The following is a 14,305-nucleotide window of genomic DNA, read 5'->3' as shown; positions in this document are numbered from 1 at the left end:
GTACCGCGTAAGGACCACGGCCCCGCCGGTCACCCGGCGGGGCCGTTCGGCGTCATCCTTTCGGGGGAATCCGGGGCGGTGGGCACGGGCGGACGCGCAGGCGATGACAGAGAAGCCCTCCAGCCGGGTACGTACGTTCGCATGACCTCCTTTCCGGCCCCTCCCCCGCTCTCGCGCCTCACCGCCCTGCCGACCGCCACCTACCGGCTCCAGCTCCAGCCGGACTTCCCGTTCGCGGCCGCCGAGCGCGCCGTGCCGCACCTGGCCGGTCTCGGGGTCTCCCATCTGCACCTCTCCCCCGTCCTGGAGGCGGTGCCCGGCTCGACCCACGGCTACGACGTCACCGACCACCGGTCCGTACGGGCCGAGCTGGGCGGCGAGGAGGGGCTGCGGGCCCTGGCCGCGACCGCCCGGGCGCACGGGCTCGGCCTGGTCGTGGACCTGGTGCCCAACCACATGGCGGCCTCCCCCGTCCACAACCACGCGCTGCGCGCCGTCCTCCGCGACGGCCCGGACTCGCCGTACGCCCGCTGGTTCGACGTGGACTGGGCGGCCGGGGACGGCCGGCTGCTGCTCCCGGTGCTGCCCGCGCGGCTCCCGGAGGTACGGGACCGGTTCCGGGTCTCCGGCGGGGTGCTGCGCCTGGACGGGCAGGAGTTCCCGCTGCGCCCCGGCACGGAGGGGCTGCCGCTGGACGAGCTGCTGGACGCCCAGTGGTACCGGCTCGGCTGGTGGCGCCTTGCCCGCACCGAGCTGAACTACCGGCGCTTCTTCACCGTCTCCGACCTCATCGGGGTGCGCGTGGAGGAGCCCGGGGTCTTCGAGGCCACCCACGCGAAGATCCTGGAGCTGGTCGCGGACGGCGTGGTCGAGGGGCTGCGCATCGACCACCCGGACGGCCTCGCGGACCCGCAGGGCTATCTGGAGGACCTGGCGGGGGCGACCGGCGGGCGCTGCTGGACGGTGGTGGAGAAGATCCTCACCGGTACGGAGGAGCTGCCCGGGGCCTGGCCGGTGGCGGGCACCACGGGGTACGACGCGCTGCGGCGGCTCGACGGGGTCTTCACCGACCCCGTGGGCGCCGACACGCTCGCCGAGCTGTACCGGGGGTTCGTCGGCAAGGCCGCCGACCGGGGCGGCCGCTGGGAGGCGACCGAGCGGCGCGCCGCGTACGAGGTGGCCGGGCACGACCTGGCCGCCGAGACGGCCGCGCTGACCCGGATCGCGGAACGGATCTGCGCCGCCGATCCGGCCCTGCGGGACCACGCGCCCTGGGCACTGCGCACCGCGATCCGGGAACTGCTCGTCCGGGTGCCGGTCTACCGGACCTACCGGACCGGCGGCGAGGAGGTGATCACCCCGGAGGCGGCGCGCGGCGCGAAGGCCGCGTTCGCGGTGGAGGAGGAGGCGTCGGCGGTCGACCTCGTACGGGACCTGGCGCTCGGGCTGCGGGGCGACGGGCCCGGACACCGGGCGTTCCGGACCCGGTTCGCGCAGACCTCCTCGGCGCTGCGGGCCAAGTCCGTGGAGGACACGGCCTTCTACCGGTACACGCCGCTGCTCTCGGCCAACGAGGTGGGCGGCGACGCGGGGCGCCCGGCGGTGCCGGTGGAGGAATTCCACGCGTACTGCCTGCGGATCGCCCGGGACTGGCCGGCCACGGGCACGGTCCTGTCGACGCACGACACCAAGCGGAGCGCGGACGTGCGGGCCGCGATCGCGGTCCTCGCCCAGTGCCCGGAGGTGTGGGCGGAGCTGCTCGGGGAGGTGGCGGGGGTGCCCGCGCCCGACCAGCACCTGGCGTGGACGGCCTGGCAGACGGCCTTCGGGCTCGGCACGCCGGACGCGGACCGGCTGGTGCCCGCGCTCCTCAAGTCCGTGCGGGAGGCCGGGCTGCGGACCAGCTGGACCGAGCCGGACGAGGAGTACGAGCGGGCGGTGGCCGAGTTCACGGCGGCCGGGCCCGGCCGGATCCCGCTCCGGGCGGCCTCGGAGGCGGCCTTCGCCCTGGAGCCGCACATCCGGGCCCACGCGCTGGGCGCGCTGCTCGCGCAGCTGACGATGCCGGGGGTGCCGGAGCTGTACCAGAACACGGAGCGGGAGTACCGGGCGCTGGTGGACCCGGACAACCGGGCGCCGTTCGCGGCCGGTCCGGACGACGACCGGACGGCCCTGGTCCGGGCGGCGCTGCGGCTGCGGCGCGAGCGTCCGGAGGCCTTCGGGCCGGGCGGGGCGTACGTGCCGCTGGCGGCCGAGGGGCCGGCCGCCGGCCACTGCCTGGCCTTCGCGCGCGGGGGCGAGGTGGTGACGGCGGTGACCCGGCTCCCGCTGCGGCTCGTGGAGGCGGGCGGCTGGCAGGACACGGAGCTGGTGCTGCCGGAGGGCCGCTGGGCCGACGCCCTGGGCGGGGTGCGGGAGTTCACCGGCGGCCCGGCGACGGAGCTGAAGCTGGCGGAGCTCTTCGAGGAGCGGCCGGTGGCGCTGCTCTCGCGGATCGCGGACGAGGCGGGATGACGGAAGGGGGGCGGGGGCGCGGATCGCGTCCCCGCCCCCCTTCCGCGGGTCAGGAGCGGCTGGCCCGCGTGACCTCGCACTTGGTGTACTCGGAGCCGTCGCCGGTGCCGGGGTACGCGGTGGCCACGTCGACGCTCTTGGATGCGCCCGCCGCGACCGCGATGTCGGTGGTGGTCGCGGTGGCGGAGACCGCGGAGGCGCCCTTGAACTTCAGCGTGACGTCGTAGTCGTAGTCGAGCACGCCGTCGTTCTTGATGGTGATCCGCGCGGTGAGGTTCTTGGTCGCCGCGTCGTAGGCGCACTTGTCGATGGTGATGTCGCGCAGGGCCTGGTTCGCGCTGCCGGAACCGCCGGACACGGAACCGCCGGAGGTGCCGTTGTCGTCGTTGTCGTGGTTGCTGCTGCCGCCGCTGGAGCTGCTGGAGCTGCTGGAGCTGGAGCTGCTGTGGTTGTCGCAGCCGCCACCGCCCGAGCCGCGGGCACCGGTCAGGGCGACGACGGCGATGCCGAAGACGGCGAGCGCGCGGATATGACGCTTATTCATGTTTCAAACCCCGTTGAAAGTGGTATTAAATACGGCTCGCTTGACGAGCGCACGACACCCTAGCAGTGGCGACGGGGTCGCGCCTCAGCCTCCGGGGCGGACGATCAGGGTGCGCGGGGCGCGGGTGATGAGCCCCGCGGCGGTGGGCCGGAAGCCGTCGGCGAGGCGCAGCCGGGGCATCTCCGCGAAGAGGGCCCGCAGGGCGTACTCGGCCTCGATGCCGGCCAGGAGGACGGCCGGGCAGAAGCCGGGGCCGTAGGTGAGCTGGCCCGGGTCGTCGCGGAGCGGGTCGAAGCGGTCGGGATCCCGGAAGCGCTCCGGGTCCCGGCCGGCCGAACCGACGAGCAGCGCGACGGACGAGCCCGCCGGGATGGTGCCGCCGCTCACCGGGACCTCGGAGGCGGTGCGGCGGACCGCGATCTGCACGGGCGGGTCGCGGCGCAGCGACTCGGTCCAGGCGCGGGCCACGAGCGCGGCGGGCGCGTCGCGGAGGGCGGCGACCTGGTCGGGGTCGGAGAGGACGTTGCCGAGGAAGGAGGCGAGCGCCTTCTCGCGTACGGCGATCTGGGTGCCGCACTCCCCCGCGAGGGCCCCGGCCGCCCGGCCCCGGACGAGCCGCATCATGTCCCGGTAGGGGACGCCGACGGCGGCGGCGACGGTGCCGGCGGGCAGCCAGTGGCAGAAGTCGGCGACCAGGTCGGCCTGCGGCCGTTCGGCGATCCGGCGGGCGAGGACGTACGCGGTGCGTTCGGTGACGGACCGCAGCGCGGCCGTGTCGACGTCGACGTGGGCGCGTGCGCACGGCGGGTCGCCGGGGCGGTGGCCGTGGGTGAAGCGCCCGTCGGTGAGGGCCGTGGCCACGTCCGCGTACCGGCTGAGGACCCAGGCCCGCAGCAGCGGGTCGTAGGTCAGCGGGAACTCCTCGCGGAGCCTGCGGTGGATGCCGTGCGGGTCCTGCGAGGCGCCGGGGTCGAGGGGGCTCGGCGCGACGGTCCGCCCGCCGGCGCCGCCGGGCTCGCCGACCGGCACGGGTGCGGTGCGCACGCGGCCGGGGAGGGGCGCGGCGCCGCGTCCCGTCCGCACGGGGGAGGTGGCGCGGCCCGGCTCCGGCCCCGAGGGGGTGGCGGCCGAGGGGGTGACCGGGTTCATGGCGGGCAGCCGGGCCCAGGCCCCGCCGGACCTTTCGGACCGGTCGTCGGGAGTGCTCCGGCCCTCCGGCCGCTGGTCGGGGGTGCTCCGGTCGTCGCGGATGTACGGGCCTTCCGGCCGGTCGTCGCGTATGCCTCGGGTCGGTTCTGCGGTCATCACGCCCCCTGTCGGTCGGCGGTGGGTGCCGCGGGCCGGAGAACGTGGCGCGCGTCCGGTCCAGCCCACCATCCGGGGCTCCCCGCCGCCCACCCGTGCACCGCCGAACGGGTGAATCTTCGGAGGGCTCGTCCGTGAAAGAACGGGGAAGAACGGGGGCTCAGTCGCGGGAGAGGCGGAACGCCATCTGACCGAACCCGACCACGTCCCCGGGGCGCACCACGACCGCGCCGGTGACCCGGCGCCCGTTGACGGTGGTGCCGTTCGTGGAGCCGAGGTCGCGCAGTACCCACATCCCGCCCTGGAGCGAGAGTTCGGCGTGCAGCCGGGAGGCGGTCTCGTGGCTGAGCCGCAGTCCGTTGACCGGGTCGCGGCCTATCCGCAGCGGGTGCGGGCCGGGGCTCGGCAGGAGCAGCTTCGGCAGCCGCTCCGCGTGCCAGGCGCGCCCGAGCTTCGCGGTGAACGCGGACATCCGCTCCACCGCGCCCACCACGCGCCGGGTCCAGGTCCCCTCGGTCCTCAGGTCGGCGACGAGCAGGTCGAGTTCGTCGGGCCGGCGGGCCTGGAGCGCGCGCTCCATCCGGTAGAGGAAGGTGTCGTGCGAGAGGCGGCCCTGGGCGGCGCCCTCACGGAGCAGCACCAGCGCGCGGTCCCGCTCGGCGTCGGTCAGCCGAGGGGAGTTCGCCGGAAGCTCGAAAGGGGTCGTCACACCCGAGATTGTCGGTCCGACGGGCCCGAAGTGTCCAGAAGGGCCCCGCCGCGTAGGAGATGCGCCGGGCACGCGGGGGTCCCGGCTGCCAGGATGGACGCGGTGACCGGCCGCGGCCACCGGCACGGCCGACCGGCTCCGACGACTTCAAGAAAGTCAGAAGACTTCAGACGACGAGGGGATTCCCGTGCTCTTCGAGGTGTGGGCGCCGAACGCCCGTGACCGGGTGACGCTGGAGCTGAACGGCACCGGCCACCCCCTGGAGCGGGACGCCGAGCGGGACGGCTGGTGGACGGGCGTGGTGCCCGCCGGGGACGGCGACCGGTACGGCTTCGCCGTGGACGACGGCCCCGTGCTGCCCGACCCGCGCTCCCGCCGGCTGCCCGACGGGCCCGACGGCCGCAGCGCGGTCGTGGACCACTCCGCGTACGCCTGGCGGAACGAGGCCCCGAAGCTGCGGCTGCGCGGCGCCGTCCTGTACGAGCTGCACGTCGGCACCTTCACCTCCGAGGGCACGCTCGACGCGGCGGCCGGGCGCCTCGGGGAGCTGGCGGGCCTCGGCATCACCCATGTGGAGCTGATGCCGCTGTGCCCGTTCCCGGGGACGTGGGGCTGGGGGTACGACGGGGTGGCGCCGTGGGCGGTGCACGAGCCGTACGGCGGCCCCGAGGCCCTGAAGCGGTTCGTGGACGCGGCCCACGGGCTCGGGATGGGCGTGGTCCTCGACGTGGTCCACAACCACCTGGGCCCGTCCGGCAACTACCTGCCCGCCTTCGGCCCGTACTTCACGGACACCCACCACACCCCGTGGGGCGCGGCGGTGAACCTGGACGCGCCCGGTTCGGACGAGGTGCGGGCGTACTTCCTGGGGAGCGCGCTGGCCTGGCTGCGGGACTACCGGATCGACGGGCTGCGGCTGGACGCGGTGCACGCGCTCGCGGACACGCGGGCGCTGACGTTCCTGGAGGAGCTGTCGGCGGCCGTGGACGAGCTGGCGCGGGAGCAGGGCCGCCAGCACTTCCTGATCGCCGAGTCCGACATGGGCGACCCGCGCACGACGACCCCGCGCGCGCTGGGCGGGGTCGGGCTGCACGCCCAGTGGAACGACGACTTCCACCACGCCCTGCACACCGCCCTGACGGGCGAGGCCCAGGGCTACTACGCCGACTTCGCGCGGGCCCCGATCGCGGCGCTCGCCAAGACGCTGACGCACGTCTTCTTCCACGACGGCACGTACTCCAGCTTCCGGGGCCGCCACCACGGGCGGCCGGTGGACCGGGAGCGGACCCCCGCCCACCGCTTCCTGGGGTACGCGCAGACGCACGACCAGATCGGCAACCGGGCCCTCGGGGACCGCCTCTCGGCCTCGGTCTCCCCCGGCCTGCTGGCCTGCGCGGCGGCCCTGGTCCTGACCGGGCCCTCGGTGCCGATGCTGTTCATGGGCGAGGAGTGGGGGGCGACGACCCCCTGGCAGTACTTCACCGACCACACCGACCCGGAGCTGGCGGAGGCCGTGCGGCGGGGCAGGCGGCGGGAGTTCGCGGAACACGGCTGGGACGAGAACGAGGTGCCCGACCCGCAGGACCGGGCCACCCGGGACCGCTCGGTCCTGGACCGGACCGAGCGCGAGGAGGACCCGCACCGGCGGCTGCTCGCCTGGCACCGGGAGCTGATCGCGCTGCGCCGCACGCTGCCGGACCTGACGGACCCGGACCTGGGCGGTGTGAAGGTCGCGTACGACGAGGAGGACCGCTGGCTGGTCTTCCGGCGCGGGGACCTGCGGGTGGCGGTGAACCTGGGCAAGGAGCCGGCGGTGATCCCGCTCGGCTCCAACGGCCGGGACCGGGTCCTGGCCGCCTGGGAGCCGGTCGATCCGCCGACGGAGGACGGGGTCCTGCGGGTGCCGGCGGAGTCGGCGGTGGTCCTGTCGGACGGCTGACCCCGGCCGCCCCGGCTATTCCACGATCGCCATCTCGTGCGGGGTGTTGTTGAAGCGGCGCGCCCCGCCGTCCTCCGTGGCCGTGACGATGTCCTCGATGCGGACGCCGAAGCGGCCCGGCAGGTAGATCCCGGGCTCGATGGAGAAGCACATGCCGGGGACGACCGGCAGCTCCTCGCCCTCGATCATGTACGGCGGTTCGTGGGTGGTGACGCCGATGCCGTGGCCGGTGCGGTGGATGAAGTACTCGCCGTAGCCGGCGTCCGTGATGACCTTGCGGGCCGCCCGGTCGACGTCCTGGCAGGCCACCCCGGGCCGTACGGCCTCGAAACCGGCCTGCTGGGCCTCCCGTACGAGGTCGTGGACGCGCCGCTCCTCGTCGGTCGGCTCGCCGACGTGGACGGTGCGGGTGGTGTCGGAGCCGTAGCCGTGCTTGAGGCCGCCGAAGTCGAGGACGACCATGTCGCCGCGCTCGATGGTCCGGTCGCCGGCCTCGTGGTGCGGGTTGGCGCCGTTGGGCCCGGAGCCGACGACGGTGAAGTCGACCTGGGAGTGCCCGAAGCGCAGCAGCAGGGCGGCGAGGTCGGCGGCGACGTCGGTCTCCTTTCGGCCCTCGAAGCGCACCTTGAGGATCTCGCCGTACGCGCGGTCGGCGGCGGCTCCGGCGGCCGCGATCCGGGCCAGTTCGTGGGCGTCCTTGACGCCCCGGAGCATCGGCAGGGCCTCGGTGAGCGAGACGTACGAGGTGCCGGGCAGGAGCTGCTGGAGGCCGAGGAGGTGCATGGCCCAGGCGTTGTCGCTGATGCCGAAGCGGCCTTCGGCGTCGAGGAGGGGGGCGGTGACGGCGTACGGGTCCTTGCCGTCGGTCCAGTCGCGCAGGGTGAGCGCGGCGGCCCCGGCGGACCGTTCGGCGTCGGGGGCCTCCAGGGTGGGGACGACGAGGACCGGTTCCTGTCCGGCGGCGAGGACGAGGACGGTGAGGCGTTCGGTGATCGCGGTGGGCCGGTAGCCGGTGAGGTAGACCAGGTCGGGGCCGGGGGCGACGAGCAGGCCCGCGAGCCCGGCGTCGGCGGCGGACTCGGCGGCGCGGGCCATCCGGGCCCGGTAGTCGTCGGCGGTGAAGGGGACGGGCTCGTCGGATACGGGGGGTGTGGCGCCGTCGGGGGTACTCGACATGAGGGGGCTCCTTCACGGACCGCTGCGTCCCGGACGTACAGCATCCTGCCCGCCGGGGGCCCGGGACGCGACCGGTCAGCGGCGGTCGGGACCCTGGGCGATGAGCCGTTCCAGGAGCTCCTGGAAGTCGTCGCCGACGACGATCCGCAGGTCGCCGCGCTCCTCGTCGTGCTCACTGAGCTGGGTGAGGGTGCCGTCGCGCCACCAGAAGACGTACGGGCTGATGGCGCCCGGGGTGTCCTCGTAGCCGGTGGCGGCGAAGGAGGCCATCGCGCCGAGGGCCGGGATGATGGAGGTGTCCCGGATGGGGTGGAAGGCGAGCTGGTGCCGGAAGGGCAGGGCGACCAGGGCGCCGTGCTCGCCGAGCGGCAGGCCGGTGACGCGGCGGGCGACCCCGTCGAGGTCGAGGACGCGGCTCGCGGTGTAGAAGGAGTCGCCGAGGACGACCTCGAAGCACATGCCGTCGGCGTCGCGGACGGTCTCGTGGCCCTCGACGGGGAGGCCGCGCAGGTTGCGCAGGGCCCGGTCGCGCAGCTGCGCGTGGCCCCCGAGCCGGGCGAGGGCGTCGTCGGTGAGCATCATGACGCTCTCGGGCAGGTCGAGGGCGAGGATCTCGTACAGGCCGGGGGCGACGGTCCTGGCGTACCCGAACGCAGCGGCGTCGATGCCGTCGCCGTTGACGACCCGGGGGTAGAGCTGGGAGCGGATCTGCTCGGGCGGCAGGGTGTCGAGCGCGGAGGGGCCGTCCATGGCCCGGACGACCAGTTCGACGTGGCGGCGGATCAGACCGGGCCAGACGCGGGGGCCGCGCCGGTCCTGGTGGCAGACGGCGGCGAGGTTGGTGAGGCCGAAGCGGCGGCCCCGGTCGTCGATGACGTGGTCGGCGTAGACGGTGACCTCCAGGCCGAGTTCGGCGAAGGTCTCCCGGACCCGGCCGCGGAAGAGCGCGGCCTCGTCCCTGGAGAAGTACGCGAACTCGGGATCCCTCGGCGCGTCCTCGCCGTCCCGCCTGGGTCCCCGCCGCAGCCAGCCCACGCCCGCCCGCCTTCCGTCGCCGTCGGCCCCAGGGTAGCGAGTGCGGGTGTCGGCTCTCTTACGGACGGGTCAACTCGTCCGCCGTACGGTCGGGTTCGCCGTACCGTCGCTCAGGAGCCGTCGGGGGCGGTGAGGAGCGCGCGGGCGTAGTGGGCGAGGGAGCGGTTGTAGCGGGGCAGCAGGGGCGCGAGGGCGCCCAGGGCGAGGGAGGCGGCCTCGCGGTCGCGGCCGGTGTCGGCCAGGGCGAGGGCGAGGAAGGCGTCGACGGCGCCGGAGAGGGCCTTCTCGTCGGCGTCGAGCCGGTCGGCGGGGAGGGCCTGTTCGGCGGTGAGGAGTTCGACGGCGCGGTCGGGCCGGCCGAGGTTGCGCAGGCTGCTGGCCATCTGGATCACGGCGCGGCGGCGGCGCAGTCCGGTGAGGCCGAGGTCGAGGGCGCGCCGGTAGTACGCGACGGCCTGCTCGGGCAGGCCGGTGGAGTCGTGGGCGGCGCCCTGCTCGAAGAGGGCGGCGGGGTCCCCGTCCGGCCGCTCGGCGGCGAGCCCGGCCACGCGGTCCCGGAAGTCGGCGGGCTCGTGCTCGTCGATGCGCTCCCAGAGCGCGGCGACCCGGCGCTCCCAGTCCTGGTCGTCGGTCATGACGGCACCCTAGGGGACGCGACCGCTCCGGGGGCGGTCCCGGAGGTCAGACGGGCGGCATCAGGTCGCTCTCGCTGACGGTGTACGTCAGCGGGGGATAGCCGAAGTCCGTCTCGTCGTTCTCGCGGCGCCGGAGCCGGTAGAACTCGCTCCTCTGCTCGTCGTCGGCTAGCACGAGACGGTCGCCCCGCGGGAGGTACGCGTGTCCGTCGCGGAACCGGACGACGGTCTTCGACGTCCGGAACGTCACGCCCCACCACGGGTTGTCGTCCGCCCCGGCGGGCGCGTCACACACGATCCTGTGCTTGAGCCGCCGGTTCGTGGCGACGGAGAACGCGACGACGCCGTGGTGGACGAGGGGGATCTCGAACTTCTCGCCACCGGGTTCCTTGGTTTCGAAGACCAGTTTCCTCGAAGGGCCGGCTTCGGGGTCCCGATAGCAGGAGAAGACGGCGATGAACGAATCGTCGGCCAGGTCGAGGGCCTGGTCGGAATGGGCGCCCATGGTCCTGTAGGCGTTCGTGTAGCTCTCGACGAGGGCGTTGTCGAAGCCGACCGGGAAAGCCCCCCGTTCTTGAACGCGCCGCGCCAGCCGCTCGTGGACCTCCCGGAAGCGCTGCGCCGGGCTGCCGTAGCGGGTGGTGGTGCGGACGAGGGGCACGCCGCCGGTCTCGTCCACCCGGGCGATCACGCCGCCCCGCCGCCCCTTTCCGACGTCTTCCAGGCGTGTGGACGCGGACAGTTCCGCGAAGGGATTCCCCTCGGCCGGCAGGACGTACGAGAGGATCTCGTCCGCGATCCTAGGCACGGGGGGCAAGGTAGTCCCCCGCGTTCATGCTGAAGAGGAACGCGTCGCCGTAGTCGATGAGGGACGAGGTCCTGTTCTCCTCGGCGTACAGCCTGCGCAGCTCGTCCATGCCGTCCTCCGTGGGCGGCTCCAGCTCGACCAGGCCTCCGGCCTTCTTGAGGAACGTGTGGCCGTCCTGGTGCACGGCTTCGGCGCTCGAACAGCGCACCACGTATCCCAGGCGGGTGGGGAGGGATGCGGCGTCCAGCGGCGCGGGCCGGATCTCGTGCGTGTACAGGCGGTTGGTGGACAGCGGCATGAAGAACACGGAGCCGGGATGGAGCGTGATGCCGAACTGCGCGGGGAGCGCGGCCCCTTCGTGTTCTCCGACCGGATCCTTGAGCCGGAAGTGGAGTCGGGTCAGTCCGCTGACGCCCTTCAGGCCGTGGTCGAAGGCGTCTTCGGTCAGGGGCTCCAGCTTGTCGAGCCCGTCGTAGAAGGTGCAGAAGGCCATGACGCCGTTGACGGGCATGTCCTTGGTCTTGTCGGCGTGGGCCGAGATCCTGGCCTTGGACTGCTTGCGCTCGGGCGTGGCGTGGGTGTTGTGGTAGATCTGGGCGAGGACGTGATTGAGCGGCGCCTGGCCCCGGAAGACGGTGGCGGCCTCGCGGTTCAGCTCCTCGACGATGTGCGTGTCGGTCGGGCGGAAGTTCTCGGTCGGTCCCGAGAAGTTCGTGGAGCACCGGAGCAGGCGGAAGTGCAGCGCGTCGCCGTCGCGCGTGACGGGCGTCAGATAGATGCCGCTGCGGTGGGCCGTTCCGGGCTTGGTGGATTCCGTCAGGGACTGGAACGCGTGCTCCGTACGGATCTTCTCGAAGTGGTCGGCGTCGGGGGCGAAGAAGCGGCGGTAGTACACGCCGACGCCGTGGACCCGGAGGGGGACGCGACCGAGACCGACGACGGTCCAGGCCGTGCCATCGCCCTCGCCGTAACCGTGCGACAGCTCCCGTACGACGAACACCCGTTCTGCCGCGCGCAGAGGGCTCCTGCTGATCCCGGACACGTCACCGCACAGGTAGACGGTCTTCCCGGCGAGGTCGGGCGCCCCCGAGGCGAGGTCCTCCGGTGTGATCGTGGCCCCGAAGAAGTCCCCGACCCCGTCGTCGCCCCACGACTCCGAAGGCGCGACCAGGACGTTGTCCGCGTCCTCGATGCGCGCTTCTGCCGACTCTGTCGTGTTCATCAAACGGTACCCGCCGTTCGCAGACCTCGATGGACCACCCGAAACCGTGGACATGCCGACGGCCCGCACTCTTCCCTGCGCGCACCGAAGCGCGAACGAAAGGAGCCGGACCGTTGATCCCGATGCTCTCACGGGGGCTTGACGGCGGGCAAAGGCTTTCCCCGCGTGAGGCCTGGGGCCCGGCGGTCCCCCGCCTCCGCCGGGGCCCTCCCCCGGTCCTCGGGGCGGTCGGATTGTTGCGTGTCCGTGTCGGGCGTTCTTCCGGCGGGCGTGCCGGTTGACGCGGGTAGATTCATACGTATTACGTTTGCTCCATGCCGTCCATCGCACTCGTCACCCTCGTCGTCCGTGACTACGACGAGGCCATCGCCTTCTACACCGACGCCCTCGGGTTCGACCTCGTCGAGGACACCGACCGGGGCGACGGCACCCGCTGGGTCGTCGTCCGGCCGCGCGGCGCCGCCGGGGTCGGCGGGCTCGGGAACGCGGGGCTGCTGCTCGCCCGCGCCAAGAACGACGCCGAGGCGGCCTCGGTCGGCAACCAGACCGGCGGCCGGGTCGGCTTCTTCCTCCACACCGGGGACTTCGCCCGCGACCACGCCCGGATGACGGCGGCCGGCGTGAAGTTCCTGGAGGAGCCGCGCCACGAGCCGTACGGCTCGGTCGCCGTCTTCGAGGACCTGTACGGCAACCGCTGGGACCTGCTCCAGCCGGCGGACGTGCCCGACTCCGTACCGAACACCGGAACGCGTTGATCGTCTACTCTGACCGCCGTCGGAGCCGGGGGGCTTCGCAGGAACCTGGGTGACCGGGGAAGACGAGGGGGCCGGGGATGGGGACGACGGACGTGCGGGCGGGAAGCGTGCCGGGGGCGGGCGCCCGGCCCGGCCGGGGCCGGCGGACCGGCTGTCTGGCGGTCGTGATCGTGGCCGTGCTCGCGCTGGTCGGCGGCCTCGTCTCCGGCGTCCTGATGATCGTCGGGCACATGCCCGGCGACTCGATGGACACCGTCTGGGAGACGCCGACCGATCCGGCGGCCGCCGAGCACGGCAACGGCAGCTGGGTGGTCGGCGACGTCCTGGTGCGCAGCCGCTTCGACGCGGTCACCGGCTACGGCGTGCGGACCGGGAAGCAGCACTGGGAGTACGTGCCGCCGGGCCGGTCCGAGATCTGCTCCACGTCCGACCCCGACGACTCGGTGCTGCTCCTGGTGCACGGGGAGAACGTCACTGATGCCCAGGGCGAGGGCTGCGCCGACGTCACCGCGCTCGACCTGAAGACCGGGAAGGAGCTGTGGAGCGGCTCCCGCAAGGCCTCCGCCAAGGCCACCGCCGGCGGTCCCGTGAGCGGCGCGGTGGCCGCGGGCGGCGGACTCGCCGTCGTCCTCGACACGTGGACGGACGGGGAGGGCGAGGTGGTCGCCGACGGCCGGAGGGCGATCCGCGCCGTCGATCTGCGAACCGGCGGACGCCGCTGGACGGCCACCGTTCCGGAGGCCTGCCGGCCGTCCGACGTCGGGGCCGCGAAGCGCAGGGTCGTCGCGGTCCTCCACTGCGGAAAGGAGGACCGGACGGAGCTGACGGCCGCCGTCCTCGACCCGGCGACCGGCGCGCTGCTCCACAACGAGCCGCTGGACGCGCGCCGCCCGGTCGCCCCCTCCCAGGGTCAGACGGCGCTCGTGTCCGTCGACCCGCTGGTGGTGTCCGTGCGTCCCCCGTACGACGTCGGGTCCGGCACCGGCACCTTCTTCGCCTTCGGCGCGGACGGCCGGCGCGCGTCCCGGATCGAGAACTCCGGCGAACACGGGAAGATCGTCGCCGACAAGCCCTCCAAGGTCGCCGTCGACGGCGAACGCCTCTACGCGGTCTCCGAGGTCGGCAAGTCCTCCACCAGCTCCCGGGCCGTCGCCGTCGACCTCGCGACCGGCCGCCTCGTCTGGCAGGCGGACTCCGGCCGGGGTGACGCCGTGGCGCTCGCCGTCCACGACGGCAAGGTCACCGTCCTGCAGCAGGACCGGGGCAGCTTCACCGAAAGGCTGTACGTCCTGGACGGCGCCACCGGCGAGGAGCTGGACGACCGCACCTTCTCCGTCAACGTCGACCAGGAGGACGGCTGGCTGGGTGGCTTCTTCGACCGCGACGGCCTGCTGATCGTCTCCCGCTACGACACCGAAGGACCGGGCCGGCCGTTCGTCGTGTACGAACGCTGGTGAGCGGGGCGGCGAGGCGGTGGGGCGCGGGGCCGGCCTCCCGGTCCCGCGATCCCGGCCCGCGTAAAACCGTTGTCGCACGGCCCGTTCGGGTCCCTACACTCACCTCCCGGCGCACCGTTCGGTGCCGCCGTCAGACGTTCGTCCGAGGGGAGAAGACCGTGCGCAGCCACGCCGCCGTCGCCGTGTCCTCCTCCCGTGCCCGGTAC

Annotated in this window: 12 protein-coding genes; 4 read left to right on the top strand and 8 right to left on the bottom strand. The window is 73.9% G+C overall.

Translation table 11 applies throughout. From position 1 onward, the window contains the following. Positions 1 to 141 precede the first annotated feature (141 nt). A complete protein-coding gene (gene treY / locus CP977_RS26860) occupies positions 142 to 2,514 on the top strand; it encodes a malto-oligosyltrehalose synthase (protein ID WP_062751672.1) in 2,373 nt (790 codons plus the stop codon). A gap of 49 nt (positions 2,515 to 2,563) precedes the next feature. On the opposite strand, the gene CP977_RS26855 is transcribed toward treY, so the two are convergent. The 3 genes from CP977_RS26855 to CP977_RS26845 form a co-directional block, all read right to left on the bottom strand. Next, the gene (locus tag CP977_RS26855) at positions 2,564 to 3,058 is read right to left on the bottom strand and encodes a hypothetical protein (RefSeq protein WP_152370951.1); all 495 of its coding nucleotides are present in this window, start codon (positions 3,056 to 3,058) and stop codon (positions 2,564 to 2,566) included. 84 nt (positions 3,059 to 3,142) lie between these two features. Beyond that, the gene (locus tag CP977_RS26850; protein WP_229991693.1) at positions 3,143 to 4,363 is read right to left on the bottom strand and encodes a cytochrome P450; all 1,221 of its coding nucleotides are present in this window, start codon (positions 4,361 to 4,363) and stop codon (positions 3,143 to 3,145) included. A 160-nt stretch (positions 4,364 to 4,523) separates the two neighbouring features. Then, the gene (locus CP977_RS26845) at positions 4,524 to 5,072 is read right to left on the bottom strand and encodes a DUF1707 and FHA domain-containing protein (protein WP_062751674.1); all 549 of its coding nucleotides are present in this window, start codon (positions 5,070 to 5,072) and stop codon (positions 4,524 to 4,526) included. A 187-nt stretch (positions 5,073 to 5,259) separates the two neighbouring features. Between CP977_RS26845 and treZ the strand changes: the two genes are divergently transcribed. Then, the gene (treZ, locus tag CP977_RS26840) at positions 5,260 to 7,011 is read left to right on the top strand and encodes a malto-oligosyltrehalose trehalohydrolase (protein WP_152370950.1); all 1,752 of its coding nucleotides are present in this window, start codon (positions 5,260 to 5,262) and stop codon (positions 7,009 to 7,011) included. A 15-nt stretch (positions 7,012 to 7,026) separates the two neighbouring features. Here treZ and CP977_RS26835 read toward each other — a convergent pair whose 3' ends face one another. From CP977_RS26835 to CP977_RS26815, 5 genes are all read right to left on the bottom strand, one after another. Then, a complete protein-coding gene (locus CP977_RS26835; protein WP_109184274.1) occupies positions 7,027 to 8,187 on the bottom strand; it encodes an aminopeptidase P family protein in 1,161 nt (386 codons plus the stop codon). A gap of 75 nt (positions 8,188 to 8,262) precedes the next feature. Continuing rightward, a complete protein-coding gene (locus CP977_RS26830; RefSeq protein ID WP_062751677.1) occupies positions 8,263 to 9,222 on the bottom strand; it encodes a DUF1444 domain-containing protein in 960 nt (319 codons plus the stop codon). A 110-nt stretch (positions 9,223 to 9,332) separates the two neighbouring features. Further along, positions 9,333 to 9,857, bottom strand: coding sequence for a tetratricopeptide repeat protein (locus CP977_RS26825; protein ID WP_062751678.1), 525 nt, complete (start codon positions 9,855 to 9,857; stop codon positions 9,333 to 9,335). Positions 9,858 to 9,903: 46 nt separating this feature from the next. Continuing rightward, positions 9,904 to 10,674 (bottom strand): alpha-ketoglutarate-dependent dioxygenase AlkB family protein, encoded by a 771-nt coding sequence (locus CP977_RS26820; protein ID WP_152370949.1) that lies wholly within the window; start codon positions 10,672 to 10,674, stop codon positions 9,904 to 9,906. Continuing rightward, the gene (locus CP977_RS26815; protein WP_152370948.1) at positions 10,658 to 11,887 is read right to left on the bottom strand and encodes a hypothetical protein; all 1,230 of its coding nucleotides are present in this window, start codon (positions 11,885 to 11,887) and stop codon (positions 10,658 to 10,660) included. The genes CP977_RS26820 and CP977_RS26815 overlap by 17 nt, the downstream gene beginning before the upstream one ends. A gap of 314 nt (positions 11,888 to 12,201) precedes the next feature. Here CP977_RS26815 and CP977_RS26810 point away from each other — a divergent pair, with 314 nt between their 5' ends. Both CP977_RS26810 and CP977_RS26805 read left to right on the top strand, forming a co-directional pair. Next, on the top strand, positions 12,202 to 12,642 hold the full coding sequence (locus CP977_RS26810) for a VOC family protein (protein WP_062751681.1): 441 nt from the start codon (positions 12,202 to 12,204) through the stop codon (positions 12,640 to 12,642). Between the two features lie 77 nt (positions 12,643 to 12,719). Then, positions 12,720 to 14,099, top strand: a complete 1,380-nt coding sequence (locus tag CP977_RS26805) for an outer membrane protein assembly factor BamB family protein (protein ID WP_152370947.1) — start codon at positions 12,720 to 12,722, stop codon at positions 14,097 to 14,099. Positions 14,100 to 14,305 lie beyond the last annotated feature (206 nt).

Source organism: Streptomyces cinereoruber (genome assembly GCF_009299385.1).
GTDB lineage: Bacteria > Actinomycetota > Actinomycetes > Streptomycetales > Streptomycetaceae > Streptomyces > Streptomyces bikiniensis.
The sequence above is the reverse complement of the archived record's forward strand: the minus strand, read 5'-3'. Positions and strand labels throughout refer to the sequence as shown.